This window comes from Paenibacillus haidiansis (assembly GCF_036553665.1).
Lineage (GTDB): Bacteria > Bacillota > Bacilli > Paenibacillales > Paenibacillaceae > Fontibacillus > Fontibacillus haidiansis.
In genome coordinates this window covers 359,329-386,176 of the sequence record NZ_JAZHPZ010000003.1, presented here as the reverse complement: position 1 = coordinate 386,176, position 26,848 = coordinate 359,329, and the positions used below count along the sequence as shown (strand labels likewise).

The window sequence follows — 26,848 nt, the reverse complement described above, 5'->3', positions numbered from 1 at the left end:
CTAGTGAAAGCGCGTATTTGTGAATTGGCCAAATTGTCCGGATGGGATCATCAATTTTTCGGGCACAAAACTCTCCGCTTGGCGGAATTGTCTAAGCGCGGTTATCCGATTCCGTTAAGTTTTGCGATACCCGTTAATTATTTTCACGAATATTGCGGCTACAACGGCTGGTCAGAAGAATCAATTTCCGACGCAGATCCGTTAGGGGACGGTAAATATCCGGATGGGATTCTGAATGATATTAACCTTCTTTGGAAGCGCCTTTTGGAAACCGGCAAAGGGCCGTGGGTTGTTCGCTCTTCGGCTTTAGACGAGGATGGGACAAAGTTTTCTTTTGCCGGCATATACGACAGTGTTCTTAATATTTCAAGTTATGATTTATTTCTGAAGGCAATTCAAAGATGTTGGAATTCATACTTTTCCCCATATGCTGTCGCTTATCGGGCCAACGCAGGCGTCTCTTTTTACGGGATGAGTCTGCTTGTTCAAGAGATGATTGGCGGAGATAAATCAGGGTTGACTTTTACAAGGAACCCATTAGATTTACAGGATGATCATATCATCATCGAGGCACATCCCGGCTTGAATTTCGCTCTGGTAGATGATATGGTGGCCGCCGACAGGTATCGGGCCGACCGGGTGAATAATGATGCTGTAAGAGAGATAAAGACAAAATTTATTAAATATGTTCTCGACGAAGGAGTATCTTCAATCAACACGGTCAGCATATCCTCCGAACAACGCGAGCAGTCCACGTTAACGGAAGAAGAGGTGTTTAATCTTCGTGATACTGGAATCGCTCTGGAAATGTACTATGGATATCCTTGTGATATAGAATGGACCATGCGGGGTGATGATTGGTTTTTATTACAGGTGAGGCCAATCACTTGTCGTTCCGAAGAAGATATTTCTTTCGATTGTTATGACGGCAATATAAAGGAAAATGCGGAATGCAGTTTGCTTGACCGCTATTCCGAACCGGTTAGCACTTGTTATCTGTCCCTGCTGGACACATGGCAAGAACAGGTCTATCTCGATTTCTATTCGAAAACGATAGGGAAGTATGTAACCGAGAAGCCTCTTCAATTGTATTTCAACAGGGTCTATTGGAACCTGAAATATCAGCGTAAATATTATGACGATCTTCCATTCAAAGATCGAGGCTTGAGCTCGCTTCCCAAAAAACGGTCGCTAATGAGGCTAATGCTTAACGGTCATAGAAGCTGGTATAGGCGTATCGACAAATATGAATCCCGCATCGCCGAGTATGCTGCGATTAATGTGAATCAATTAGATACTTCCGAAATATATCGATTGCTGGAAGAGTTGATTGATTGGTTCTGTAATTATATAGGTAAGGACCACTATCAGTTTCTGGGTTTGGCAAACGTATGTTATCAATTAGCGATCGACAAGTTGTCATCATTGCCAAACGCCAAGGAAATATTGACGGAAGCTTTAAATAACGACCAATACGACAATATGACAATGAGGGCAAATAGAGAGCTGATGAAATTGGCGGAGGAAGCGAACCGTCGCAATGAGGTTAAGGAGATTCTTCTCGCCGATGACCCGATGTCAATATATGTTAGATTGTCAAACAAGCATGAAGCTTCTGATTTCAAGGTCAAATTTGATGATTTTATTGCTCGCCATGGTCATAGAGGTATATCCTGTGATGATTTATCGTCTCCACATTGGGTTGAACAACCCGATTATGTTCTCGGTTTACTAAGGCAATTCATTATAAATGGTACCGCCATTTGCAGTATAGACAACGAGAACCCTTCCCCTATTCATTGGCGGATCATCGCCGATACAATCTACCCGCATAATATTACTTACATTAAACGGAAATATGAACTTTATAAATTGAAATCGCTAATTCGGCTGACGTCAATCTATATGAACTTAAGAGAAAATCAAAGGTATTATTTCGATAAAAGCTGGTTGCTTTTGCGAAAATTCATGCTGGAAATCGGCTCCAGAATAGCTGAAGACGGTTTGATTAATGATAAGGAAGATATTTTCCATTTAACCGTTAGCGAGATTATGGAGCTGAAGACAGAATCGAGTAAAGATCATAATTGGAAAAGAAGGGTCGATTTCAGAAGGAAGATACTAAATAAAAACAAAAGTATTAATCCTCCCTATTTAATTAAGGGAGCGGATTTGATTCGTTTACAAACCGCCCGAAAAAAGAGGAGTTATAAGGCTACAGGCTTAAGCCCCGGTCAAGTCAGCGGCAGGGCTAGAGTCGTATCTTCGTTTCGCGATTTGGAGAGAGTATGTCAAGGCGATATTTTGGTTGTTTCCAACTTTCATCCGAGCTGGACACCTGTGTTACAAATTGCGGGCGGGATGATCATGAATTTCGGCAATATCCTTTCTCACGGCGCGATTATCGCCAGAGAGTTCGGAATTCCCGTTGTTGTATTTAACGATAGGGCCACAGATTTGTTTACCGATGATTGCTGGATTGAAATCGATGGCACGCAAGGCCGAATTCGTCTGGCGGAGATCGAGGTGTCGCCAAAGAATGACTTAAGAGAGGTGACGGTATGAGGAAGCTTGCCCTTATTGTTCCCTGTGGTTCTAAATACGGAAAAAATCAATACCTGAAAAGTTTTCTGGAACAAAATGATGTTGTCTCAAACTTTTACGGGGCATGGGAGACACCGAACTTAAGTTTGCTAACCATTGCCGGGATGATTCCGGATTCATTTGAGGTTACCTTCATCGATGAAGATCATGGCCAAACGATCAATTTTGATGCAGGCTACGATATTGTCGCCCTTACCGGTATGACCCAGCAAATTCATAGGGCTTACGAAATATGTGATAATTTTCGCAAAAGAGGAGTTTATGTTGTTCTCGGCGGAATTCATGCGACGATCATGCCGGAGGAAGCTATGCTTCATGCCCATACAGTTATCGTTGGGGAAGGGGAAGCCACGTGGCCTGCATTCCTTCAAGATTATTTGAGCAACAGACCAGAACCGCTTTATGTGAGTAAAGGAAATACCATTTTTTCGGATTCTCCTGTACCCAGGTACGATTTAATCGATAAAAGATTGTATAAGTCTTACAGTGTGCAAACTACAAGAGGATGTCCCAGAACTTGCAGCTATTGTACGTTACCGATTATGTATGGAAATACGTATCGGCACAAGACTCCTCAACAAGTCATTTACGAAGTCAAGATGATTCAAGAAGTTGATAAGAACCCGTTTGTATTCTTTGCCGATGACAATATGTTCATCGCCAAACAAAAGTCAAAAGAATTAGTAAGCGAAATTGGTAAGCTGCAAATTACCTGGGGAACGCAAACCGATATTTCGGTTGCCGAGGATGAGGAATTACTGAAGGCACTTTATGCTGCCGGCTGTCACTGGTTATTTATTGGCTTTGAGAATGTATCCGAAACCGGGTTAAGCTTTTTGGACAGTCGTCAATGGAAGGCGAAGCAATTAAAAAAATACGAAAGCTCTATTGAAAAAATTCATAAGTATGGCCTGAATATTTGGGGGTCTTTCATGTTCGGCGGAGATCACGATACGACATCGGTTTTCTCCGATACGCTTGATTTCACTCTGAGAAACGGTTTGTATTCGGGAAGCTTCACGATTCTTACACCTTTACCCGGAACAGAACTATTTCAGGAGATGAATCGGCAAGGGAGGATCATTGATTATGACTGGAGCCGCTATACTTTCTGGGACGTCGTTTATCAACCCAAAAACATGTCGCCACAGGAATTGGCAGAAGGGGTGGCCTGGGTCTATAACAAATTTTATTCCGCTGAAAATGTGCGAGAGAGAACCCGCAAGATCAAAGAACGGATAAGAAAGGCGATTTGCCAATGAGCTTAAAGACTTACTCGCGGAAGGAAAAGGTAGTGTTAGAGGCCGCTTTGCAACTGATGTTCTTAAATGGTTATGAAGCAGTAACGACACAGGCCGTCGCTGAACGCCTGGCGATTAGCCAAGTTTATCTCGAAGAAATGTATCCGGCATGCGACGAGTTACAGATGAGTGCAATGACCTATGCGGCGGTTGTCTGGGTGAAGAAGACGAAGGAGGAACTTGCCAAGATTGCCGATCCTGAGCAACGTTTTCGTCGATTAGTCAGATTGTACGCGGAAGGAACCGGGAATTATCCCGAATCGTTATCTCTTTATCTTGATGCATGGAAGCTCCTGAGGGATCGCCGAAGAAATGTTGAGCTTATTAGAAGCGTATTGTTTGAAATTTATGATTTGTATGTCGGCCTGTTTATAAAAACGGTTGAACAAATAGGAACAATTCAAGCTGATAAGCAACTTGTTGAAACCATTGCGTGGATATTTGTTGTAATAAGTGACGGTTTTCACATTCAGAGTTTGATTCAGAATAGGCTTCCCGATTTTGACAAAATCAGCGATGTATTGTTTCTTCTGACAGGCGGACTCGGGAAAGAGGGTATAGATGAAAAATGTCTTTCTGTATTACCCAAGAATTAAAGGAGAAGCCGATTCAAGTTCATTGTATCTTGGCCTCCCTTTATCTGTTTTGGCTCTTGCAGCTCAATTCGATCAAGACCGGTTTGAAGTTCGGATACTAGATGGAAGGCTGTCTGATGGCCTTTCGGAGACTTGGCGGGAATTGGTTGATGACGAGACCCTATGTTTGGGGATCAGCGCTATAACCAGTTATCAGATACGTGACGGACTTAATTTGTGCCGAAACGTTAAAGAAGCATTTCCTGAACTTAAGGTGGTTTGGGGAGGCTGGCATCCCAGTCTGATGCCAGTACAAACGCTTAAACATGATTTGGTCGACATCGTCATAACGCATCAAGGCGAGTTTACCTTTCCTGCGTTGGTATCTTGTCTGGATGAAGGGAGAGACCTCGAGAGCATTCCAAATCTCGTTTACAAAGACAGCGACAGAAATGTAATAAGTACAGCAAGTAAACCATTTGTGAATCTGGCTGATACCTTGCCCATCGAACGAGCATATCATTTAGTAAACATGAACAAGTATATTCAGCCGCTATGGGGGAACAAAAGGGTAGCCGGATATGAATCAAGCCGAGGGTGCCCTTATGCTTGTAAGTTTTGTTCTATCAGTTCGGTATACAGAAGAAAATGGAATGCTCTTCCTCCAGAGCGAGTGGCTGATGGTGTCGAGTGGCTGTATCGTAATTATCAAGTGGATGCCATCCATTTTTACGATAATAACTTTTTTGTCGATTCCCGGCGTTCAATGGAGTTTGGTTCCGAACTGGTAAAGAGAGGCATTGACATTAAATGGGACGGTACAGCTGTCGCCGAGCAGTTTCTTCGTTTCTCTGACGAATACATCGAAAAGTTAAAACGAAGCGGGTTTTACCGGGTTATCGTCGGAGCCGAGTCCGGAGATGAAGATGTACTGCGGAAAATTAATAAGAGACACAATAATGAACAGATTGTCCAGACGGTTAAGAAATGCGTTCATCACGGTCTCCAGGCTTCGTTGTCTTTCATGGTTGGATTTCCTTGGGAACCGGAAAAGGATTTCCATGAAACTGTAAAACTTATAGAAACCTTGAAACGGATTGATTCAAGTGTAGAGATATTGTTGTTTATTTTTTCTCCCTATCTTGGCACTCCGCTATATGACATAGCTCTTGAATATGGAACCATTTATCCGGAGTGCTTGGAAGAATGGGCGGATTTTACTTATGAAAGGGTCAATACACCATGGATTAGCGATCCGTTAAAAAGGAAAATTGGTCGTTATCTCAGTTTTTTTGGAACAAAAGATCTTTCTGAAACCGCTGCAGCTTTCTTTAAAGGAGGTGACGGAAATTGAGGTGGCCGATGGAGGAAATTGTGAAATACTCAGATCAAATGCTTAAGAGCGACATCCCGTTTGGGGTGGCAATCATTGACATCGATTATCTGATACGCCTCTGTCTTCGATTCGAACCGGACGAGATTCAAATAATCATGGACGAAATTAGGCATTATCTGCGTGACTATTGTCCTCCTCAAGTGGGATTGTGGCAATCCGATGGGGATGAGTTTATCCTGGTTTGGCCAGGAAACGGCATCCAGGAATTGACGTCATATCTGAATGCTCTGAAAACTGATTTTCGAAAGCAACGCTTTTGCTGGCAGATCAACTCAAGCTTATCAAACATTCGAATTACTTTTAGCGCGGGTTGTGCAGTTATGCCGAGAGATGGTCAAGGCCTACAATCCTTGATGCGAAAAGCGCTGGTGGCTATGTTTCTTGCGAAAGCGCACAGGAGGGATAAAGTAGTCGCGGCTCCTCATCCTGACGATGAAAGCGGAAGATTTAAACCAGCTTTTCCCTCCTCCCGCGTAAAGATTGTAATCGGTGATTACGGAACTGTAGGATATGCGGATGACAGGATTCCGGCGTCCGAAGCGCGTTTGTGGGAACCGCAGGCCATGGATACCGATGATTTAGGGAATTTGTATATTGCGGACCAGAATAATCACGCCGTATTAAAATTTGACGGAACTTTTGTTCATCGAATAGTGGGTAACGGGCATTACGGATATTCGGGCGATGGAGGAATTGCGGTTCGGGCCAGTCTGAACAAACCAACAGGGCTTTTTGTTCACAAGCATCACCTTTATATCACGGATACAGGAAATGATGCAGTTCGCAGAGTGGATCTTAAAAGCGGAATAATTGAAACTGTAGCGGGAATGGGAAAACCAGGTTATGAAGGGGACGGCGGACGGGCGTTAAATGCCTTGCTTAATAAGCCAGGGGGGACGGTAGTTGACTCGGAAGGCAACTTATTCATCAACGATATCGCTAACAACGTTATTCGAAAGGTTGATACGGAAGGTACTATTACTACTTTTGCAGGTACGGGGGAATATGGATATGAAGGGGATGGCGGACAAGCGATTCATGCATCGTTCGCAGAAATTTACGGCATAGGCATCGACCAAAGAACGGGGGATTTATATATAGCCGACTATTTTAATCATTGCATTAGAAAAATTGAGAGACAAACCGGAATTATTCGCACAATAGCAGGTTGTGGAATTGCAGGTAAGGGACGTGACGGTAAGACCCTGCTGTCAGCTTGTCTCGACCGTCCGGTAGCGGTTACTTGTGGTCCGGACGGCAGCATTTATATCGCCGAGTCAGGAAATAATTGCGTGACAGTCATTTCCGAAGAAGGGACCCTGCTGACGCTCGTAGGAGATGGAGTGGCGGGAATCGGACCCGACGGTTCGTCTGCGGCATTTCGGTTAGCGAATCCCAATGCTTTGGCGGTCGGTCCAGAAGACCGTTTGTATATTCTTGATGGAGCGAGCAATCGTATTTGCGAAATCCAAATATCAAAGTAGGAGGAGTTCTCTATGAACACAAGTGTTGATGTTGAAGAGACAATTAAGCAGATTATCGTATCCCGTCTTAGGGATGAAGAAAAAATTGAGAGTTTGAATTATGAAACACCATTGTTGGCGCTGGGGATTGACTCTATACTGGCTTTGTCCATCCTGGTGGAAATCGAAGAAGAATTTTCCATTGAAATTCATGATGGTGATCTTAATATGGATCGTATCAAGAATATAAAGGGTTTCGGAGAGCTGGTGAGGCAATATACATGAAAAAGGGGGGAGTGTGCTTAATCTACCCGCCATTAAGCGTGCATGAATTCCCTCATTTGGCTCTGCCGCTCCTCAAATCTTATTTGGTGAGTCACGGAGTTCGCGATGTAGTGGTTAAGGATTTTAATGTGGGTATGATGAATCAGATTATCAGTCTGGGTTTCGATAAGGTTGAGAAATATTTCACATTAAATAACATCAAGCTTACAGCATCAGAAGTTGAAAAAAATTTTGATCGGGCACGCCATATTCTTAAGGAACCCAGAGAAAAAGGGAAGGATGAGTGGGCCTTTAGACTGCTTAATACTTATATCAAAATTGCGGGCTCCGGAATTTCTGATTTTTGCTTCTCCCCAAGTTCTTTTAATGAAATAAAAGAAAGATTTGATCTTGATGCCGTCGATCAAGAAAGCGGCTACGTGATGGAAGATATTCGAAATCGAATTATTCCAAATATATGTGAAGAATCGCCGCAAATCGTAGGAATATCAATTCCTTTTGCCAGTCAGATTTATTACTCCCTGGCTATCGGGCGTGAGCTGAAAAGACGGCTTCCTGGCATCAGGATTGTACTGGGAGGTCCGCAGGTATCTCTATTTCGGAATCTTATTGCGGGTCATCCTACGTTTAGGGAGGCATATGATGCTCTAATTTGCGGGCAAGGGGAGAAACCCTTACTGAAATATGTGACATCGGTTCGGAATGGAGAGGATCTCGGCAATGTTCCAAATCTGACTTATTACGATGATAAACAGGGCCGTATATTGCAAACTCCCGAGGCTTCTTCTCCGGATGTAAATGAACTGGCTGTTCCCGATTTCTCGGATTTGCCCTTGGATCAGTACGTCTATCCTAAATTGCCGTATTTTTTATCAAGGGGATGCTATTGGGCACGTTGCGCCTTTTGCAGTTACCGGGATACGAATGGCTATGGAAGGAGAGAGATCGATAAAATTGCGTCAGATCTTGCTGTTATGAAAAGAGATCATCATAACCGGTTTTTTCATTTTATTGACGATGCGATACATCCCGAGCAAACCAGGGAAATCGCCGAACGGCTTATTCATGAAAATTTGTACATCAAATACGAATCTTATCTAAGGCTGGATAGGAGATTCACAGCGGAACTCTGCGAACTGCTCGCTAGAAGCGGAATGAGATCGGCTTTATTCGGATTTGAATCGGGAAACGAACGTATTCTAAAGCTAATGAATAAAGGTATCCACTTGCCTCAGGCAGTTCAAGTTTTGAAAAATATGAAGGCCGCGGGCGTTTACTCCGTATTGAGTTGCCTAATCGGGTTTCCAAGTGAAACTGAGGAAGAGGCGAAGGAATCACTACGTTTTCTTAAAACTAATAAGGAATGGTATGATCAAGCATTCCTTGTTCATTATGGATTAATATCGGATATGTTCAATAATAAGGATAAATATTCCATTTCCTCGATTTCTTTGGACAATCCCGTCAGATATGATGATACGGGATTTCTGGCCTTGGGATATGAATACACGACCAATACCGGTATGTCCGTCGAGCAGGCGTTGTCCGTTATCAAATATGGCCGGGAGTATTTGGGTATTCAAACATTTGAGGATTGTTTTTTCAGTTGATATTAGGGAGGGAACCGAGTTTGGCACAAATATCTTTTCACAATGAGGTGGCCGTTATAACCGGTTCTGCCCTGGGCCTGGGCAAAACCTATTCAACTCTTCTGACTGACCGGGGAGCCAGTGTTGTAGTGAATGACATTGCCACAGACAAACATGGAGATTCCTTGGCCGAAAAGACGGTATCCGAACTCAAAAAAAGAGGTGGAGACGCTATTGCCGATACCCATTCTGTTGCAGTCAGGGAAGGTGTCGACGCTCTTATTGATCAAACAATGGAAAGATACGGAAAAGTGGATATTCTTGTTCACAATGCCGGGAAGATGATAACTAAGCCGCTGGAGATGATGAGCGATTTAGAGTGGAGTTCTTTAATGGACGTTCATTTGCAAGGAGCCTTTTATTTGCTGCGTCGTGTACTCCCTATTATGAGAAAGCAGGAATACGGAAGGATAGTTTTGATCGCGTCATCTACCGGAATGTTTGGCTTACAAGATCATGCTGGATATGCCGCGGCGAAGTCGGGTGTGGTAGGTCTAGGCTTGTCCGTAGCGGCTGAGCTGGAATCGAGTGGAATATGCTGCAACCTGGTTTCACCGTTTGCCTCGACGGTTCAAACTTCAAATGCGGTTAATCCGTTAATGGCAGATCAGTATGATCCGGAATGGGTGGCACCTCTGGTTGCTTACCTTTGTTCCGGGATTTGTAAAAGTAATGGGAATCTATATGTCGCCGGGGGAGGATATTTTGCCAGGTCGGGAATCTGCGAAGCCGAAGGGATAAGTATAAATCGGGAGTCCCTGAATATTGAAGAAATAGCTGACAGATTTGGAACGATCTCCGATATGAGTAACAGTGTGTATCTCCCTTCTATTACGCATGCCGGCAGGAAATTGTTCAAAAGTTTGCTTCGAAGGGAGCGTTGAGATGCAGGAAAGAGTTATCAATGTGAAGGTAGAATTGATTGCCGGACAGGATAATTGTTTTAATTATCCTTCAGGAGTTACATATGACAAAGAAAATAAGGTATTGTACATCGCGGATTTACATAACAACCGGGTGTGTATGCTAGACGAGCAAACAAGACATATTCATAAACTTACCCGAGAGATCCGTTTACCGGATGGAACTACGAAGTTTCTGGATAGACCCCTTGCCATAAGCATTGGTGCCGAAGGAGGGATCTACATTGCGGATGCCGGTTTGCATGAAATTTTACGTTTAAATAAGCATCGGCAATATTGGGAGACACTGGCCTACAATTGTAGTGATAACGGGATAACATCACAGAGTTCACCCTTTTGTATGCCAAGCGGAATTGCAGTGGATGATCGTTTGAACGTCTATACAAATGACTTTTTTAACAACAGGCTTTGTATGATATCGCCAGAAGGTAATTTGAAATGCTTGACGGCGGATAACGGAGAATATGGATTTGAGGATGGCGACATAAACCATGCACTAATCAATAAACCATATGGAGTTTGTGTGAGCGGCTCGAAACTGTATTTTGCCGATACCGGTAATAATGTATTGCGCTTTGTTGATCTCAATCTTTACCGGACAGAGACGGTATGGAGCGCTTCTCCGATATTGCATCCTGTAGCGGTAGCGGCGGCTCCGGACGACACCGTCATTATATGTGAACAAAGAAGAATTTTGCTGTACTCGCATGAAACTGCCAGCCTTACAACTTTAATAGACAAAGAGGTATGGAAGATTCTGGCGGATGTCCACGGTTTACCCGCGAAACTTGGTTATACCGGGGCTGTCACGGCTCCTTATAATGGGTTGATTTATTGGGTAGATACGGTAAAAGGGATGGTCTATAAACTGATCTATGATACTACATAAGGAAGAGGTGATTGCTGAATGAAGGTCGCAATGATAATTCCTAATGATGGGTCTGTCTCCGCGGATATTCTTAAGAACGAAAAATGGGAGCATCTATGGGAGTTTCAAGCCCGAAAACGTTTGTGGTCATCACCTTCTCTCAGTTTGTTAACCATCGCAGGGATGCTTCCCAAGGATTTCGATGTGGATTACATCGATCTGAATTATAACCGAAGAATAACGGAGCAATACGAGTTGGTATTTATGTCACCGTCGACGCCCCAGACAGAGGCCGCCTATTGTTTAGCGGACGAGCTGCGGGCGAATGGAACAAAGGTTGTAATGGGCGGAATTCATGCAACCGTATTACCGGATGAGGTATTGAAACATGCGGATACTGTATTTATAGGGGAGTCCGAAGATACTTTTTCGCTATTTCTTTCGGATTTATCCGAACGGAGTACGTCACGGATTTACCGTTCCGTACAATTGCCTGATCTGACTGTAAGCCCGGTTCCCAGATATGATTTAATTCGGGATTATTCATATAAGAGTATTCCCATACAAACTTCAAGAGGTTGCCCGCATCAATGCGATTTTTGTGCTTCCTCTGCCATTTACGGTAAGAAATACAGGCGCAAATCGATAGAGCAGGTTAAAAGGGAACTGGACGCAATTGTGGGGATATGGCCAAAACCGTTCATCTTTTTTACGGATGACAATATGTTTATTGATCCCAGATATTCCATGGAACTATTGAAGCTGCTTAAACAATATGGAGTTCGATGGTATGCATTTACAGATGCCAGCGTCGCCAACAAGCCGGAACTGTTGAAAGAAATGCGGTTAAGCGGCTGTAGTCAATTGCTTATTGGTTTCGAAAGCCTGTCGAATGAAAATTTGGCACAAGTTGATTCCGCAATGTGGAAGCGAAGGAAACGAGAGGATTACGCCCGAATTATCGAGATCATCCAGTCTCATGGTATTGGGGTGGTCGGAAGTTTTGTACTTGGATTCGATGCCGATAATGTGCAAACTTTTGAAGAACTATATGATTTTATTCTGGAAACCCGGCTTTACGCGACTAATATTACGATTTTGACTCCGTTTCCTGGTACAAGTATACATGACAAGTTCGTAAAGGATGACCGTTTAGTCACCAAAAGTTGGAGTTCGTACAATGGATTTGAATTGACCTTCAAACTGAGACAACTTACTCATGATGAATTTATAGAAGCGTATGACAAGTTGAATGAAAGGTTGAACTCCCGGGAAAGGATTCATCAAGTCATTAATGGATTTAAAAAAATTTACGGTAAAAAGGAGCAAATGATTTGAACAGGGTGCTCATAATTACTGCATGCCGCACTCCAATTGGTAGGACTGCCGGAAGACTGAGCAAAATTTCTGACGTTCGCCTTCTGGCACTTGCATTTAGCGAAGCAGTTAGAAGAATTCAGAAAGTTGATGTGGCGATTGATAGTGTGTATGCCGGTTGTTGCTTTCCACAGGAAGATTTTAATATCGCCAGAAAGGCGATTCTCCGTGCAGGACTCCCGGCTTCGATACCGGCGGCGACGATAAATCGGACTTGTTGTTCTTCCATGGAGGCTCTTGTGCAGGGAGCCAGACAAATAATGCTGGGTGAAGCCGAGGTCGTGCTTGTTGGCGGGGTAGAAAATATGAGCAACTCTCCTCAAGTCATGAAGAATGCGATACGAACAGCAAGAGGATTAATTAATGGCAAGTTGCCGACTTTTGAGCAGATTAGTGGAGACCTTATCGATGAAATGGGCATATCCACAGAGCTACTTGCGCGGAGATTTGGTATTACTCGCGATGAGCAGGATGAGTATGCTTGTTTAAGCCATAGCAGGGCTGCGGATGCTCAAAAGAAGGGATATTTCAAGGAGGAAATATTCCCCGTTTGGGATGAAGAGACCGATGGATGGTTTTCAGAAGATGAGACGATTATCTCTAATCTGTCCAAAGATGTCGCTTCCAAGGAGGCTACCATTTTTCTCTCTGATGGAACACTGACCAAGCTTAACTCTTCCTCGATTAATGATGCTGCCGCTGCTATGGTGCTGATGTCCGAGAAGGCGGCTTTAACCTACGGCGTAGAACCCATGGGAGAGTATAAATGCTCGGGTGTAGTGGGGGTTGCACCTGCTGAAATGGGACTTGCACCCGCTGAGGTGATTCAGGCCATGCTTAACAAGAGCGGGCTGAGAATGGAGGAAATCGACGGGATTGAATGCAACGAAGCATTTGCAGCACAGCAGCTGATCTGTCAAAAAAAATTGGGCTGGAGTTGGGATCGCGTAAATGTAAATGGAGGCGCACTTGCACTTGGACATCCCCTAGGATGTACGGGAATCCGTATCTGTACCACATTGTTATACACCATGAAAAGGAATAAATGGAACAGGGGAATCGCGGCGATGTGTGCTGGAGGAGGGATGGGGCAAGGTATCTTATTCGAGGCCTGGAATTAAATTTAGGGGGGCTAGAGGATGAAACGGTTGTATAAAGTTGCGATTATGAATTATCCCCTTATGGATCCCAAAATCCAGACGGAAGACTGGAAATCATATTTCGGGCTGGATCAACCTACCGTAAGCTCATGGAAAACGCCTTTATATATTCACATACCCTTCTGCGCGAAAATTTGTAATTTTTGCGTTTACAGTAGACAAGTCCCCCATGACAACAACATCATTCAGAGATATGTAAATGGTTTGATACGCGAAATCATGCTCTATGGTTCTTCACCGTATGTGCAATCTTTAACCATAGATGCCATTTTCATTGGCGGGGGTACCCCTACCTGTCTTTCGTCCGAGCAAATAGGCCAATTACTGCATGCTTGCAGGGACTATTTGCCGTTGTCTGAAGATGTTGAAATCTCAATAGAATGCAATACAACGAATGCGGATGAAGAAAAAATCCACCGATTGCATGAAGAAAAGGTGTCTCGGATCAGTGCCGGTATCCAGACATTTAATCCATCTTACAGGAAGTTGTTGGGACTTCAGGCATCTGAGGAGTCCGTAGCGGAATGGATTCAAATGGTTGACCGTTATAAATTCGACTCGTTGGCGATTGACTTGATGTACGGCCTTCCGGGGCAGAACATTGAAGAATGGCTTGAAGATATTGCTATCGGTTTGTCTTTACCTGTACGCCATTTTTCCATGTATGAGCTATATATAATAGCCGGCTCTAAAATGTACAACAAAATGATTAAAGGTTTGATTCAGCCGGCAGCAACGGAGGAAGTTTTGTTTGAAATGTATATCAAGGGAAACAAAATGCTTTTGGATCGCGGGTATGAACGCACAATTTTACCGGAGTTCCATCAAGCGGGATTACATGCGGACTATTGGAAATTGTCTTATGACGGGTACGGGGATAACCTCGCTGTTGGCGCATCAAGTTATGGTTTTATCAATGGGATGACCTACCAGAATGCTACCGAAGTGAATACCTACCTGAAGCAGGTGGAATCTGGAGATTTCCCTATATCGATGTGTAGCGGACGAGCCGGCCTTAAGCAAATGATGGAAAGAACCATGGTACTGGCACTGAGAAGAGGTTATGTTGAACCGGATGTTTTTAGAGCTGAATATGGGGTGGACATTAACGATGTGTTTGGAGAAATCATAAACTCTTTGATTCATGAAGGCCTGTTATTCTACGATGGAGAACGTTACCATTTAACAACGCAAGGTGAATATGTACAAGGAGATGTGAGTGTTCGTTTTATGGAATCGACTTTCCGTAATGTATCATCATTAAAAAAACAACTCTCGATAGGTTCTCATGTTGTACCGGCAACTATTTCATGAAGAAGGGATGCCTGCGTATGGAACAGGTGGTTGTTACCGGAATGGGAGTCATTTCTACTGCGGGTCATAATTTGTCTGATTTCTGGACTACTCTGGAATCCGGAACAATAACTTATGGAGTTATCCGGGAGTTTGCCGAAGATCTCAATTATCGAATTAAGATCGGTTCCCGTATTGAAGATCAATCATGGCAGCGACATTTGGACGAGTCCATTTCCCGACAGTATGGAAGAGCAGCGCAATATGCTATGTCAGCATCGCTAGATGCCCTCGAACATGCCGGATTGAACAGAGAAGAAATTCGGGAAGCGAGAACGGCGATTTGTATTGGAACAACCATGGGGGAAATTCAGGCGGAAGAACAACTGTCTGAGTGGCGACATCGGACTGGTGGTGAATTACTGCCCGATCATTTGCTGAGACAGTATAGCACGAACCGAATTTCTTATGCCGTTAAGCGGGCTATCGGTGCTCATGGACCAATATTTACCATACCTGCGGCATGTGCAGCCGGAAACTATTCCCTGGCGATTGCAAAAAGATTCATTGAGTGGGGGCAGGCAGATATAGCGATAGCTGGTGGAGTTGATATATTTTCCAGAGTTGCATTTGTCGGATTTCAGCGATTATTATCCCTGGCAGACAATTTATGTCGTCCCTTTGATCACAAGCGTAAGGGGCTTGTCGTTGGAGAAGGCTGTGGCATAGTAATTCTTGAGAGATTGAGTCACGCCAAAGCACGGGGGGCGAAAATATGGGGAGAAATCGCGGGAGTCGGTCTTACCTCCGACAGATATCATATGACTGCTCCTCATCCTGAAGGAGACGGCGCGGTAAGGGCAATGGAACTGGCAATCCAAGAAGCGGGCTTGTCTGTTCATGAGATCGATTATATTTCAGCTCACGGTACAGGCACTGTCGCTAACGACAAAACGGAGGTAAAAGCGATGAGCCGAGTATTCGGTGAAGAGAGTATACCTCCTTTCAGTTCCATTAAGTCGATGCTTGGGCATTCGTTAGGCGCAGCTGCTTCGTTGGAATTGATTGCTTGTTTGCAAATGCTGGATAAGGGGGTCATGCTTCCGACGGTTAATTTTAGTGCGGCACAATTCGATTGCAGTATCGATTGCGTCCCGAATACTCCGCGTAAATCAAATATTCAGCAAATCATTTCCAATTCTTTTGCCTTCGGCGGACAGGTCAGCAGTATTGTCGTGAGGGGAGAGGAGGGCTTATGACTCGCGTGTTTATAACCGGGGAATCTTTGCTAGTAGGTACGGAGCGGCGCGAAGCTTCAATAGCCAGTATACCGTCTGGAGATTATGATCTTGCTTCGAAGGGAATACAGACCAGGAGCATGGACCGGGTCAGCATTTTGACTCTTGCAGCAGCTACGTCCGCGTTGGAGAAGGCAGGCGGATTCAAAGGGGTTGATTCAACCGATACCGGATTAGCTTTGGGTACAATGTATGGCCCTCTCGACAGTATTCATAACTTTGACATGGTTTCGTTAGAAACTGGGGCACTTAGTGTAAATCCGGCATTATTCCCGAATACCGTAATGAATTCTACTGCATGCCGAACGGGTATTCATCTTGAAATTGCAGGTCCCTTGTACACGGTATCCAATGGAATTACATCAAGTCTGGACGCCGTAGGGCTCGCATATGAACATATTCGGCATGGTTTTGCGGTATCGATGCTTGCAGGAGGAGTAGATGAACAAAGCTATTTGCAGGCGCGTATTCATAAGTCGCGTTTTCCTCTGGTTGAGACATGCGGTTTTGTTGTTCTGAAAGCCGCTGATCGATTTGAAAGCGACTTCGAATATGTACTTGCGGAGATTACAGGCTTCGTTTCGGCTGGTAATGATTCCGAGCATGAATTTCCCTCAAGCCTCTTTGAAAAAATCGGAGACTGGCTAAGAAGTTCCGGTATGAACAGCAACGAGATTGGTCTTGTATCCGTGTGCTCGGATAGCGGGATATCGGAATCAGTCGACTGGCAGAATGCGCTTTGTCGTAACCTGAACTATTCTGGTCCGGTTGAAACTCTTATGGAAGATCGAATGTCGGCATCCGGCATATATCAGATTGTCACGGCTTTACGAGCGAAGGATAAACTTCTCGCTAACGGTCGCTATCATATGATCCTGAATGTTTCCGTGGAACAATTTTCATGGTTAGCATTGGATGTATCCCCGCAATTTTGATTTCAAATTAAATTTATGGAGGAGATTGGAAATGGAACTTTTGAAAACGAATGTGGCAAGTGAAGTAAAGGGATTAGTGGCTGAAATTGTTGGGGTCGAGAAGGAGGCCCTTGATCCGGACGCCAATTTCATGGATGATCTTGGTCTGGATTCATTGAAAGCATTAGAAATTCTGGCTGCAATTGAAAATCAATATAAAATAACTATCGATCCTGAAAGACTCCAGGAAATGACTAGCCTGAATCAAGTTATTCAAATTACGTTTGAATATTTGAACCTATGAGCAAAGATAGCTTATTGACTCCCGCAGAAATAGGAAAACTTCTTAAGCAAAAGCCTCCGTTTTTATTTATTGACAAGGTTCTGGAATTAGAACCGTGCAAAAGGATTAAGGCGATTAAAAATGTTAGCGCAACCGAATTGTTCGCCACATGTCATTTTCCGGGAAAACCGATCTATCCGGGGGTTTTTCTCATCGAAGTTGCAGCTCAGGCCGCCTCGATTCTTTGCTCTTTTGCACCCGGGGAGATGAATCTTTCAGAGGAGAGTATTTTAGTGCTTGGGGGAGTACAGAGATTTCAATTCTTGCGAGTGGTCCAACCAGGAGACATTTTACAGATTGAAATCGAGATAGTTAAGATGGCGCCCGGTGGAGCTATCGTAAAGGCAGTGCACCGCGTCGATGGTGAAAAGGTGGCAGAGGGACAAATGACGTTTGGGGCTATCGCTAATGGGTAAGGATTATACGCCCGGATATGAAGTCATTGTGACGGGACTGGGGGTTATATCTTCATTCGGACGCACATTTACGGAATATATGGAAGGATTGGAATCAGCGGATAAAACGGTTATTCCCCAAGGAATTTCAACAAATGATGAACGAATTTACGGAATTGGCGTTGATTACCCGGAGGACTGTCTGACTCCTGAAGAACGGCTCCTTTACCTTTGCAAGGAATCGATCTTGATGGCTTTGGCGGATTGGCGGGGAGAAATAAGTCAATATGATCGTGTCGCACTGCTAATTGGCTCCGGAATGGGCTTCGCTGATCAGTTATCCGAACTTGATTATCACACGCTTGATTCAAGATATCTATCATCTGTGGGGCAGCGGCTTGCCGACATTCTTCAGCTAAACTGCGAGATATTCTATATCGGGAGCGCTTGTTCGGCGGGGAGTCAAGCTATCAGCTATGGAATGGATTTGCTTCGCTTTGGAAGAAAGGATCTTGTCATTGCCGGCGGAGCCGAAATTTTGTCGAAAATTACTTATTCAGGATTTCGGCGTCTGAATGCGATTGATTACAACGGCTGTAAACCGTTTGATAAGCGCAGGAAAGGGATCGTTCCCGGGGAAGGTGCTGCATTCTTTATTATGGAACGGGGGGACCGTTTACCGGAGCACGGAAATGTGTACTGTCAATTGGCCGGGTCAGGAGTAACCGTGGACGCTCATCATGTGGTTCAGATAAGGCCGGACGGTCGGGAAATAATAGCCGCTATCGATCAGGCTCTTGCGTCAGCGACTTGCGGAAAGGATGAAGTCGATGTGATTGTCGCGCACGGAACGGGAACGATCCAGAATGACAGAATTGAATCCGCCATAATCTCGAAATATTTTGCGGATACTCTTGAGCGAATTAAAGTCACCGCTCCCAAAGGTGCGATTGGCCATACCGGAGGGGCTTCGGGAGCTTTTGGTTTATTAACCGCTATTGGCATAATTCAACGCGGGGTAGTTCCTCCTGTATGCAACCTCGAACAGATAGATCCGGAATGTCAAATTCCGATAGTTCATAGCTTGGCGGAACAAGTTAAGGCTCGGACAGTAATGGTGAATTGTTTTGCTTTTGGTGGAATGAACGTCATTTTGCTGTGTAATAGATGGAAAGGAATATCCTCATGCCGGAAATAGGTATCACGAGCCTTGTTTACATCAGTAGTAGCCATGCGGAAAATATTCAATTAAATTACCCTGATGCCCGAGTAATGGATAGATACAGCAAAATGACTCTGGCGGCAGCGATACGGTTGTATGAACGGATAGACGGCCAGTCGCTCGATCCTAATCGTTGGGGAATTGTTCTGGCAACAGGAACAGGGCCTCTTAATTCCGTAAAAGCTTTCCATCATGTCCTATCTTTACAGGGTTATGTCGGGATAAATCCTAGTATGTTTCCGAATATCATGACGGTTACAGCTTTGGCCAGAACAACTATTGCGTTGCAAGCAAAGGGCCCTTCGATACCGCTATGGCATGCCGATCACCCGATCCAAGCTATTCGATATGCGGTTTTGCAACTGATGAAGGATGTTTGTGACGGAATGATGGTATTGTATTCGGATAACGAAAAAAGATGCTGGGGACTTTTTATTGAAAGCGAAGAAGCCGCGGCTGCAAGAGGGCTTACTCTTCGGTTTCCCGTTGATATTAACGAATATTAAGTTTGGACAAGGGGTGAAGATGATATGCGGCTAGCATTAATTTCTCCTAAAGGCGTTGCCATGGGCACCGATGAAGAAAACAAGAGAACACGCTCTATCTATGAACAGTTAAATCATATCGAATCGCTAAAAGAATTGATGTCTTGTCCAAATTTACCTCTGCTGGCGGTTGGGGCACTGGCCAAAGACGACTTTGACGATATTGTCTATATTGATGAAGAGATTGAAACGATTCCGTGGAATACCCCGTTCGATATGGTGGCAATGTCGTTTATGACTCAGCAGGCAACAAGAGCATTCGAGTTAGCGGATAAATTTAGGGAAATGGGGACTTATCTTATCGCGGGTGGTATGCATCCGACTAATTCACCTGAAGAGACTCTACAATATTATGATACCGTGTTTATAGGGGAGGCCGAAATCACCTGGTCTGAATTTATATCCGATTTTCGCAAGGGCTTACCGAAAAAGACATATGTAAATGATTGCGAAATTGATATGAACCAAGTTCCCATTCCTCGTTATGATCTCTTGAATATGACCAAGTATAAGACAATCCCGATACAGATTTCCCGGGGATGTCCGCACAATTGTGAGTTTTGTGCCTCAACAAAGGTTTACGGGCCGAGATATAGGCATAAAAGCGTGGAAAGGGTGCTCCAGGAAATCGAAATTGTAAAAAGTTATAAAAAAAATCCACATATATATTTTACCGATGACAACATGCTGGTGAACAAAAAGATGGCTATTCGTCTGCTTGATGGCATGAAGGACGGTGGCTTCCGTTGGATGACACACACCGATATCAGTGTTGCCGATCACGACGATGTGCTGGAAAGGTTGTATCCGTCGGGTTGTCGGAAATTGGTTATCGGGTTTGAAAGCATTGTTCCCGAGTCTCTTAAGAACATAGAAAAATGGAAATACCGACGTTTGGACTCTTACGGAGAATCAATCGCAAAGATTCAATCCCATGGCATTGGCGTCTGGGGGACTTTTATTGTAGGATTGGACAGCGATGATAAGTCGGTATTTCAGAGAGTTATAGATTTTACAATGAATAATCATTTATACGGAGCAATGATTTCTGTCCCCACACCTTTTCCCGGGTCCCGGTTTTACTCCAGGCTGGAAGAAGAAGGGCGGATTTTGACTCGTCACTGGGGAAGCTACACATTGTGGAATGTGGTAGTCAGACCAACCAATATGACAGTACAGGAACTTCAGGACGGATTTGAATATACGCTTAATCAAATTTATTCGAAAGAAGCCTCTTTGCGAAGAATGACCCACTTTAAGGAGATCTTTCAGACGATGCGGAGGTAACGTGCTTGAAACGAATACTGTTTCTTGTTCCGAAGGTTGCCGGTCCAGCGGGTGGAGGGAAGTGGAACTCCCAATGGACACATACCTTAAATGAGATAGTTCAGTCCAGTATATGGAAAGTAATTACTCCCGGTGTTTTGACATTGGCCGCGCTTTGCGACCCCGATAAGTACTTGATTGACCTCATTGACGAGGAGTTCGGGGAAGTCGACCAAACAATGGAATACGATATTGTGGCGATTTATACAGTTACTCCGAATGTTAAAAGGGCTTATATGTGGGCTGCTCATTTTCGCTTAACCCGGGCTCATGTCGTATTAGGCGGTGTACACGCTTCCATGTGCCCGGATGAAGCAAGCCGGTTTGCGGATACATTGTTCGTTGGGGAAGCGGAAATAACATGGCCTGAATTTCTGCTGGATTATGAGCGGGGAACGGTGAAAGCTACTTATGTACAAGCTTTGGGACAAGTGGATATACAATCTTCTCCCATTCCGGCGTTTAATCTACTTCCTTCTAACGGGAAGAGAATAATCCCGATTCAGACCGCAAGGGGTTGTCCTCATGGCTGCCGGTTCTGTAATTTGCGCAGTTTATACGGAAGATCATATCGGGCGAAGAGCTTAAACCAAGTGTATGCCGAGCTTGAAGCGGCCCGCAAAATTAACCCGAGAGCTACGATTTATTTTACGGATGATAATCTGTTTTGCGACAAACAACGTTCCACAAAGCTGTTTGAAATCATGGAAAGGCTGAAAATGAACTGGTACGCTCACTCCGACATCTCGTTTGGGGAAGATGAACGATTTATCGCGCATGCTTTTAGAAGCGGTTGCCGGCAAGTGCTTATTGGACTTGAGAGCCTAAATCGAGGCAGCCTCGAAGAATTGGACGAGCACAATTTTAAAGCTAATTATGTGGATAAATATAAAATGATGGTTGAGAACATTCAGCGTGGAGGAATCGGGGTTATAGGAAGTTTTATCGTAGGCTTGGATGGCGATGACGCCGGCATTTTTGAGCGCATTTCAAATTTTATCGAGGATGTAGGATTATTAGGGGCCAGCGTGACAGTGAACACTCCCTATCCCGGAACGTTGAACTATGAACAATTGCATGCGGAAAATCGCATAAGAACTTATGACTGGAACAGTTATACCATATTTGAGGCGGTAATAGAACCAGCAACGATGAACTATCGACAATTGAATGAAGGTTACATCCGGCTTCTAAACATGATCTATGATCAACACAATATTATGAATCGAAGAAGCAAGCAGTTTGAAAGAATGAAGGCCGCTTTCCTCCGGGCTCTAAATACCCAAACGGGAAGCCATGGTTCCCAATCGAATAGTAACGAGGTGTATCATGAAAAGGTTCAAGATCTTGTTAGTATCCGTATACAGCGACAAGATGATTCTGAGTTATGACGATATCGGCTTGGCTTCTATCGCTGCCTACTTGCGTAAATTCGGTTATGAGGTGCATTTGATAGTACATTTTTTCAATAAAATGGATTATAAGAGAATCGTAGACTTGGAGCCTGATTTCGTGGGGATTTCTGTCTACAGAGATTCAAAAGATGAGGTTATACAATTCTGCGAATACATAAAAACGCTTCTCCCCGAAGTGAAAACCTGTTTGGGAGGGGCCTTTGCTACTTACTATCACAAGGAATTATTGAACGAGTCCATGGCTATTGACTACATTATTAGGGGAGAAGGAGAACTGGCGCTGCGCAACCTGCTATCCACTTTGGAAGCGGGCGGGGATTTGCCCGGAATTAAAGGTTTGACTTATAGGTCCGACGGTAGGATTCATGAGAACGAGAAGGAATCTCTTATTGCGGATATGAACGAGTTGCCGTTCCCAAGCCGCGATATGCTGCTTGACCATCAGATGAATGTTGCGATTATATCAAGCACTAGAGGGTGTTTTGGAAAATGTACATTTTGCGAGAGCCCGGATTATTGGTCTGAACACGGAGATCAGAGATGGAGAGGAAGATCAGTTGAAGGGCTTGTGGATGAAATAGAGGAAATTGCGCAACGATATGGAGTTCGCCGATTCAATATCGTAAACAATTCCTTTGAAGATCCGGGCAGTGATGCGAAAAGTGTCAAAAAATTTGCGGAAGAGATATTAAAGCGCAACTTGACCATATCTTATTCCATTAATTTGCGTACCATCTTTCAGCGAAAATGTACGCCCGAGCTGGTCCGGCTGTTAAAGAAATCAGGTTTATGCAGTGTATTTCTCGGCGTTGAAGCCGCTAACGCTTTCGATTTGCAGTTTTATGGGAAATATGGCACTACGGAAGATAACATGAAGTGTGTCGAGCTTTTCCGTGAACAAGGAATTAGGGTTATTATCGGTTTTATCAATTTCAATCCTTACTCTACCCTTAAAGGTCTGCGAAGTAATCTTGCTTTTTTACAGAAATACGAATATACAGGTTTTCTATCCTTTCTTCACCGTTTGAGAATTGAGAAGGGGACCAAACTGTTCCACAAACTCAATGAGGATAAATTATGGAAGGACGAAAAAAAAATATATCTGGATGGACTCAATTATAAGCATACGGATGAGAGGATTGATTCCCTTGTTGCATTTCTTCATAACCGGTTTGTGGAAGACAGAGAGACGGAAGCCATTAATTATAGAATTTTGTACTTTGAGCGTTTCTTTTATACTTATTTGGCTTATAACAAGCATTTGTTTGAAGCAGAACAGGATGAAACAGGCCTATCCTACGTATTGGAATGCGAGAAACGACTTGACGAAAGCTTCTCGCAATTTTCTTGCATTTGCTCTGAATGGTTTAGCGGTTTGCTGGATTTGGCCGAATCCGGTTGGGATGATCGGGAGGCCGAATTATGGTCCGAACTGAAGCTAAACAAGCAATGCATGGAGAAATATGATACTCAGTTCGGTTTAGAACGGTCAAAGCTGTACAAGAAACTGATGCGTCTCGGAAATAAGTATGAAGAATATGTCATTTAGGAGTGAAAGCATGTCAAGAAAGCCGATTATTGCTTACACCTGTTCATATTTTCCGGATGAGTTAGTCCAAAGTTTCGGTTTTGAAGTGCTTCCCCTTCATGAGTTGTCTTTGGATGACCGTGGACTGGTCACGAAGCTTCCGGTGAATCTATGCGGTTTTTTAAGATACTGCGACAAAATTCTTGACCAGCTTGATATAGACGGTCTGGTATTGGCCAATTGCTGTAATGCTTCTCAGCGATTGTACGATATTGTCCGTATGCAACGTCCTGATCTGTTCTGTAAAATATTTGAAGTTCCTCGAGATCGAACCCCTTCCGCATATGAGCTTTATTTCAGCCAAATTGAGGAGCTACTCTTTTCTATGACCCAGCACTTTGCTATCCCTTACAAGAAGGAAGGGATGGAGTTGGCTGTCCGGCCCGAATCGGCAACACCGGCACTGACTCTCGAAGATCAGACTATCTATGTATTCGGAAGCGGTATTTCACCCGAATTAAAAGAAATAGTCTCGGAGAAATTGAAACCCTATCCGGTTGCGATGAACTATTGCGCGAATCGAAAAAACGGAAATCTATTGTTTGCCAACCGATTCGCTCAAAATCCCGACGGTTCATTTGCGGATGAGCCATGCGCGTTAAGCGCTCATTTTCTTGAATGGTTCAAGCTGTTCATCTCCAAAAACAGGAATAAGCTTGCTGGTGTGATTTATTTATCATCTCGCAATTGTGACCATTATCTTTTTTCTTATCCTTCAGTCAAACGAATTTGCCGGGAGCAAAAAGTACCTATTATAGGAATTGAAGAGGAGTACCGCAATTTTTCATACGGACAAATATCAACAAGGCTGGAAGCCTTTATGGAATGTTTGGAATACTCCTCCGAAGATGCCGTTGTTCATCAATCGGAATCTATCGGGACAACTGCCGTCGGACATAAGCATTTTCGTGACAGTATGAAAAAAGTCGCCGGAATTGTACCGGGCCTATCTTTGTCCGCAATTCAGCTGGTAGTATCCAATCAGATTGATTTATTCGCAGATCGTCTGTGGACGCACCCTGAAAAGGCGATTTGGACAAACATGGTAATGCCTGTGGAGGTGTTCTACGGGGCAGATTTAGTACCTGTCAATATGGAACTAGCGGCAGGCTGGTCCGCTTCGCTTGGTTTATCCCAATCTTTTGTCTCCACGAGTGAAGGATTAGGTTTCGGCTCCGGGCTTTGCTCTTACCATAAAGCGGCGATCGGTATGTTGGAAGAGGGACAATTGCCAAAGCCGCGTGCGGCTGTCGTTTCCTCGCATATTTGTGACGGGGGGCCCGGGGTAGCCAATTTCCTTGCAGAGCAATATGGTACGGAAACTTTTACTATCAATGTTCCATTTCACCAAACGGAGATGAATAATCGCTATCTGAGAAATCAGTATGAAAATTTGATAGGCTGGCTTGAGTGTTACTGCGGATACAAGATTAAGAAAAAAAGGTTGATTGAGGCACTGGAATTGTCTAATCAAGCCAGGGATTATTGGACTAAAGCGATGGAACTGCGCCAGGGAGCACCTTTAATGCCGGGCCGTTTCTCGCTGCGTAATTTATTCGGCGCCACCTTTCTGTTCGGCTCTGAATTAGGTGTTAGTGTGGCTAGAGCTTTTTATGAGCAATTACTGGACTTGAGCAGGATGAGCCGGACGGAAGACATGGGCGGAAAACGGATTTTGTGGATACATTTTGCGCCACTGTATGCTAATCGACTAATGCAATATATGGAGGAAACACTCCAATGCCGAATCGTAATGGATGTTACCGGATATATGTACTGGCCCAGACATGATTTGGACGAGCCGGTGGATTCGTTGGTCTCTAAGACGGTTGCCCATTTTTATCTGGATGAACCGATCAAGCGCCAGGCCCTATACCGCAAACTGATGGAAGATTATCGTATCGACGGGATTGTACATTTTATGCATAGCGGTTGCAGGGCCATCCCTGGAGGATCGTGGCTTGTTCGCGATCTGGCATCCGAGATGAGAATCCCTTATTTGGAATTGAGCGGTGATTGCATCGATCCCGGAGGATTCTCGGAGGAACAGATGAAGTTGCGTCTTGAAGCGTTTAGCGAGACTTTGGAAGGAGGGGGCGGCTATGTATCTAGGAATTGATGTCGGATCGGTAAGTACCGACGCCGTATTATTAGACGAGGAGTCGCGTATCGTAGCTTACTCTATCGAGAAAAGTGGATTTGATCACAAACAAGCGATTCGTAATGCGACGGATCGAGTGTGTGAGGCCGGAGGTGTTTTGCATTCGGATATCAGAGGAACGGCGGGAACCGGCTACGGAAGAAGAAACGTCGAAGGCGCTTGCGTAACCGTAACAGAAATTACCTGTCATGCCAAAGGAATCGCCGCAGTATATCCGGAGGTCCGGACACTTATTGATATCGGGGGGCAAGACAGTAAAGTAATCCGCATCATGGAAAACGGTTTTGCAGAGAACTTTATTATGAATGATAAATGTGCCGCGGGGACCGGCAGATTTCTCGAAGTTATGGCTCATACGATGGGCGTTGAGACGAGCCAACTTGGCCCCTTGTCGTTGAAAGCCAAAAAACCCCGTCCTATTAGCAGCATTTGTACAGTATTTGCAGAATCCGAGGTCATATCCAGAATATCCGAGGGATGTCCGCTGGAAGAAATTATAGCGGGAATACATCAAGCCATCGGGGATCGGTTATTGGCAATGTTTTCCTCTATTGGAGTAGTCCACCCCGTTGCTTTGACAGGCGGAGTGGCTAAAAACTCTGGTGTCGTTAAGGCCATTTCGGATCGTCTGGGCCGGGAGTTATTGATCCCGAACGAGCCGCAAATAACGGGGGCATTGGGCGCGGCCATTCTGGCTCGTGAATACGGCTCCTGAATTATACCATTAAACTAAGGAGAGAGTGCCGA

The 26,848-nt window shown here is 44.3% G+C and carries 23 protein-coding genes; all 23 read left to right on the top strand.

Annotated elements, in window-relative coordinates; translation table 11 throughout:
• Nucleotides 1-3 precede the first annotated feature (3 nt).
• Genes V3851_RS08860 through V3851_RS08750 form a run of 23 tightly spaced genes read left to right on the top strand, consistent with a single transcriptional unit; the run spans nucleotide 4 to nucleotide 26,816 of the window.
• The gene (locus V3851_RS08860) at nucleotides 4-2,565 is read left to right on the top strand and encodes a PEP/pyruvate-binding domain-containing protein (protein WP_331846161.1); all 2,562 of its coding nucleotides are present in this window, start codon (nucleotides 4-6) and stop codon (nucleotides 2,563-2,565) included.
• A complete protein-coding gene (locus V3851_RS08855; RefSeq protein WP_331846160.1) occupies nucleotides 2,562-3,866 on the top strand; it encodes a B12-binding domain-containing radical SAM protein in 1,305 nt (434 codons plus the stop codon). The genes V3851_RS08860 and V3851_RS08855 overlap by 4 nt, the downstream gene beginning before the upstream one ends.
• Complete coding sequence (locus V3851_RS08850) at nucleotides 3,863-4,501, top strand: TetR/AcrR family transcriptional regulator (RefSeq protein WP_331846159.1); 639 nt, start codon at nucleotides 3,863-3,865, stop codon at nucleotides 4,499-4,501. The genes V3851_RS08855 and V3851_RS08850 overlap by 4 nt, the downstream gene beginning before the upstream one ends.
• Nucleotides 4,467-5,834, top strand: a complete 1,368-nt coding sequence (locus V3851_RS08845) for a B12-binding domain-containing radical SAM protein (RefSeq protein WP_331846158.1) — start codon at nucleotides 4,467-4,469, stop codon at nucleotides 5,832-5,834. The genes V3851_RS08850 and V3851_RS08845 overlap by 35 nt, the downstream gene beginning before the upstream one ends.
• A gap of 8 nt (nucleotides 5,835-5,842) precedes the next feature.
• Nucleotides 5,843-7,360, top strand: a complete 1,518-nt coding sequence (locus tag V3851_RS08840; RefSeq protein WP_331846157.1) for an NHL domain-containing protein — start codon at nucleotides 5,843-5,845, stop codon at nucleotides 7,358-7,360.
• 12 nt (nucleotides 7,361-7,372) lie between these two features.
• On the top strand, nucleotides 7,373-7,624 hold the full coding sequence (locus tag V3851_RS08835) for a phosphopantetheine-binding protein (protein ID WP_331846156.1): 252 nt from the start codon (nucleotides 7,373-7,375) through the stop codon (nucleotides 7,622-7,624).
• Nucleotides 7,621-9,234, top strand: a complete 1,614-nt coding sequence (locus V3851_RS08830) for a B12-binding domain-containing radical SAM protein (RefSeq protein ID WP_331846155.1) — start codon at nucleotides 7,621-7,623, stop codon at nucleotides 9,232-9,234. The genes V3851_RS08835 and V3851_RS08830 overlap by 4 nt, the downstream gene beginning before the upstream one ends.
• Nucleotides 9,235-9,254: 20 nt before the next feature.
• On the top strand, nucleotides 9,255-10,157 hold the full coding sequence (locus tag V3851_RS08825) for an SDR family NAD(P)-dependent oxidoreductase (protein ID WP_331846154.1): 903 nt from the start codon (nucleotides 9,255-9,257) through the stop codon (nucleotides 10,155-10,157).
• Between the two features lies 1 nt (nucleotide 10,158).
• On the top strand, nucleotides 10,159-11,085 hold the full coding sequence (locus tag V3851_RS08820) for an NHL repeat-containing protein (RefSeq protein ID WP_331846153.1): 927 nt from the start codon (nucleotides 10,159-10,161) through the stop codon (nucleotides 11,083-11,085).
• Between the two features lie 18 nt (nucleotides 11,086-11,103).
• Nucleotides 11,104-12,402 (top strand): B12-binding domain-containing radical SAM protein, encoded by a 1,299-nt coding sequence (locus tag V3851_RS08815; RefSeq protein WP_331846152.1) that lies wholly within the window; start codon nucleotides 11,104-11,106, stop codon nucleotides 12,400-12,402.
• A 5-nt stretch (nucleotides 12,403-12,407) separates the two neighbouring features.
• On the top strand, nucleotides 12,408-13,562 hold the full coding sequence (locus tag V3851_RS08810) for a thiolase family protein (RefSeq protein ID WP_331846318.1): 1,155 nt from the start codon (nucleotides 12,408-12,410) through the stop codon (nucleotides 13,560-13,562).
• A gap of 18 nt (nucleotides 13,563-13,580) precedes the next feature.
• Complete coding sequence (locus V3851_RS08805; protein ID WP_331846151.1) at nucleotides 13,581-14,915, top strand: coproporphyrinogen-III oxidase family protein; 1,335 nt, start codon at nucleotides 13,581-13,583, stop codon at nucleotides 14,913-14,915.
• Nucleotides 14,916-14,932: 17 nt separating this feature from the next.
• Complete coding sequence (locus V3851_RS08800) at nucleotides 14,933-16,153, top strand: beta-ketoacyl-[acyl-carrier-protein] synthase family protein (RefSeq protein ID WP_331846150.1); 1,221 nt, start codon at nucleotides 14,933-14,935, stop codon at nucleotides 16,151-16,153.
• Complete coding sequence (locus V3851_RS08795) at nucleotides 16,150-17,127, top strand: beta-ketoacyl synthase N-terminal-like domain-containing protein (RefSeq protein WP_331846149.1); 978 nt, start codon at nucleotides 16,150-16,152, stop codon at nucleotides 17,125-17,127. Before V3851_RS08800 ends, V3851_RS08795 begins: the two co-directional genes overlap by 4 nt.
• A gap of 31 nt (nucleotides 17,128-17,158) precedes the next feature.
• Nucleotides 17,159-17,410, top strand: a complete 252-nt coding sequence (locus V3851_RS08790; protein WP_331846148.1) for an acyl carrier protein — start codon at nucleotides 17,159-17,161, stop codon at nucleotides 17,408-17,410.
• The gene (gene fabZ, locus V3851_RS08785) at nucleotides 17,407-17,865 is read left to right on the top strand and encodes a 3-hydroxyacyl-ACP dehydratase FabZ (RefSeq protein WP_331846147.1); all 459 of its coding nucleotides are present in this window, start codon (nucleotides 17,407-17,409) and stop codon (nucleotides 17,863-17,865) included. Before V3851_RS08790 ends, fabZ begins: the two co-directional genes overlap by 4 nt.
• Complete coding sequence (locus tag V3851_RS08780; protein WP_331846146.1) at nucleotides 17,858-19,042, top strand: beta-ketoacyl synthase N-terminal-like domain-containing protein; 1,185 nt, start codon at nucleotides 17,858-17,860, stop codon at nucleotides 19,040-19,042. The genes fabZ and V3851_RS08780 overlap by 8 nt, the downstream gene beginning before the upstream one ends.
• Nucleotides 19,030-19,572: a hypothetical protein gene (locus V3851_RS08775; RefSeq protein ID WP_331846145.1), complete on the top strand. Its 543-nt coding sequence runs from the start codon at nucleotides 19,030-19,032 to the stop codon at nucleotides 19,570-19,572. The genes V3851_RS08780 and V3851_RS08775 overlap by 13 nt, the downstream gene beginning before the upstream one ends.
• A 24-nt stretch (nucleotides 19,573-19,596) precedes the next feature.
• On the top strand, nucleotides 19,597-20,898 hold the full coding sequence (locus V3851_RS08770) for a B12-binding domain-containing radical SAM protein (protein WP_331846144.1): 1,302 nt from the start codon (nucleotides 19,597-19,599) through the stop codon (nucleotides 20,896-20,898).
• A gap of 5 nt (nucleotides 20,899-20,903) precedes the next feature.
• The gene (locus V3851_RS08765) at nucleotides 20,904-22,328 is read left to right on the top strand and encodes a B12-binding domain-containing radical SAM protein (protein ID WP_331846143.1); all 1,425 of its coding nucleotides are present in this window, start codon (nucleotides 20,904-20,906) and stop codon (nucleotides 22,326-22,328) included.
• Nucleotides 22,267-23,901: a B12-binding domain-containing radical SAM protein gene (locus tag V3851_RS08760; RefSeq protein WP_331846142.1), complete on the top strand. Its 1,635-nt coding sequence runs from the start codon at nucleotides 22,267-22,269 to the stop codon at nucleotides 23,899-23,901. Before V3851_RS08765 ends, V3851_RS08760 begins: the two co-directional genes overlap by 62 nt.
• Before the next feature lie 10 nt (nucleotides 23,902-23,911).
• On the top strand, nucleotides 23,912-26,059 hold the full coding sequence (locus V3851_RS08755; RefSeq protein ID WP_331846141.1) for a 2-hydroxyacyl-CoA dehydratase family protein: 2,148 nt from the start codon (nucleotides 23,912-23,914) through the stop codon (nucleotides 26,057-26,059).
• A complete protein-coding gene (locus V3851_RS08750) occupies nucleotides 26,043-26,816 on the top strand; it encodes an acyl-CoA dehydratase activase (protein WP_331846140.1) in 774 nt (257 codons plus the stop codon). Before V3851_RS08755 ends, V3851_RS08750 begins: the two co-directional genes overlap by 17 nt.
• The last annotated feature ends 32 nt before the right edge of the window (nucleotides 26,817-26,848 follow it).

Bases quoted from the DNA above. Each gene is read 5' to 3' on its own strand.
- V3851_RS08815 (WP_331846152.1), top strand. From the start codon at position 11,104: ATGAAGGTCGCAATGATAATTCCTAATGATGGGTCTGTCTCCGCGGAT.
- V3851_RS08775 (WP_331846145.1), top strand. From the start codon at position 19,030: ATGCCGGAAATAGGTATCACGAGCCTTGTTTACATCAGTAGTAGCCAT.
- V3851_RS08845 (WP_331846158.1), top strand. From the start codon at position 4,467: ATGAAAAATGTCTTTCTGTATTACCCAAGAATTAAAGGAGAAGCCGAT.
- V3851_RS08755 (WP_331846141.1), top strand. From the start codon at position 23,912: ATGTCAAGAAAGCCGATTATTGCTTACACCTGTTCATATTTTCCGGAT.
- fabZ (WP_331846147.1), top strand. From the start codon at position 17,407: ATGAGCAAAGATAGCTTATTGACTCCCGCAGAAATAGGAAAACTTCTT.
- V3851_RS08790 (WP_331846148.1), top strand. From the start codon at position 17,159: ATGGAACTTTTGAAAACGAATGTGGCAAGTGAAGTAAAGGGATTAGTG.
- V3851_RS08835 (WP_331846156.1), top strand. From the start codon at position 7,373: ATGAACACAAGTGTTGATGTTGAAGAGACAATTAAGCAGATTATCGTA.
- V3851_RS08820 (WP_331846153.1), top strand. From the start codon at position 10,159: ATGCAGGAAAGAGTTATCAATGTGAAGGTAGAATTGATTGCCGGACAG.
- V3851_RS08760 (WP_331846142.1), top strand. From the start codon at position 22,267: ATGAAAAGGTTCAAGATCTTGTTAGTATCCGTATACAGCGACAAGATG.
- V3851_RS08840 (WP_331846157.1), top strand. From the start codon at position 5,843: ATGGAGGAAATTGTGAAATACTCAGATCAAATGCTTAAGAGCGACATC.
- V3851_RS08830 (WP_331846155.1), top strand. From the start codon at position 7,621: ATGAAAAAGGGGGGAGTGTGCTTAATCTACCCGCCATTAAGCGTGCAT.
- V3851_RS08855 (WP_331846160.1), top strand. From the start codon at position 2,562: ATGAGGAAGCTTGCCCTTATTGTTCCCTGTGGTTCTAAATACGGAAAA.
- V3851_RS08750 (WP_331846140.1), top strand. From the start codon at position 26,043: ATGTATCTAGGAATTGATGTCGGATCGGTAAGTACCGACGCCGTATTA.
- V3851_RS08795 (WP_331846149.1), top strand. From the start codon at position 16,150: ATGACTCGCGTGTTTATAACCGGGGAATCTTTGCTAGTAGGTACGGAG.
- V3851_RS08780 (WP_331846146.1), top strand. From the start codon at position 17,858: ATGGGTAAGGATTATACGCCCGGATATGAAGTCATTGTGACGGGACTG.
- V3851_RS08800 (WP_331846150.1), top strand. From the start codon at position 14,933: ATGGAACAGGTGGTTGTTACCGGAATGGGAGTCATTTCTACTGCGGGT.
- V3851_RS08805 (WP_331846151.1), top strand. From the start codon at position 13,581: ATGAAACGGTTGTATAAAGTTGCGATTATGAATTATCCCCTTATGGAT.
- V3851_RS08770 (WP_331846144.1), top strand. From the start codon at position 19,597: ATGCGGCTAGCATTAATTTCTCCTAAAGGCGTTGCCATGGGCACCGAT.
- V3851_RS08850 (WP_331846159.1), top strand. From the start codon at position 3,863: ATGAGCTTAAAGACTTACTCGCGGAAGGAAAAGGTAGTGTTAGAGGCC.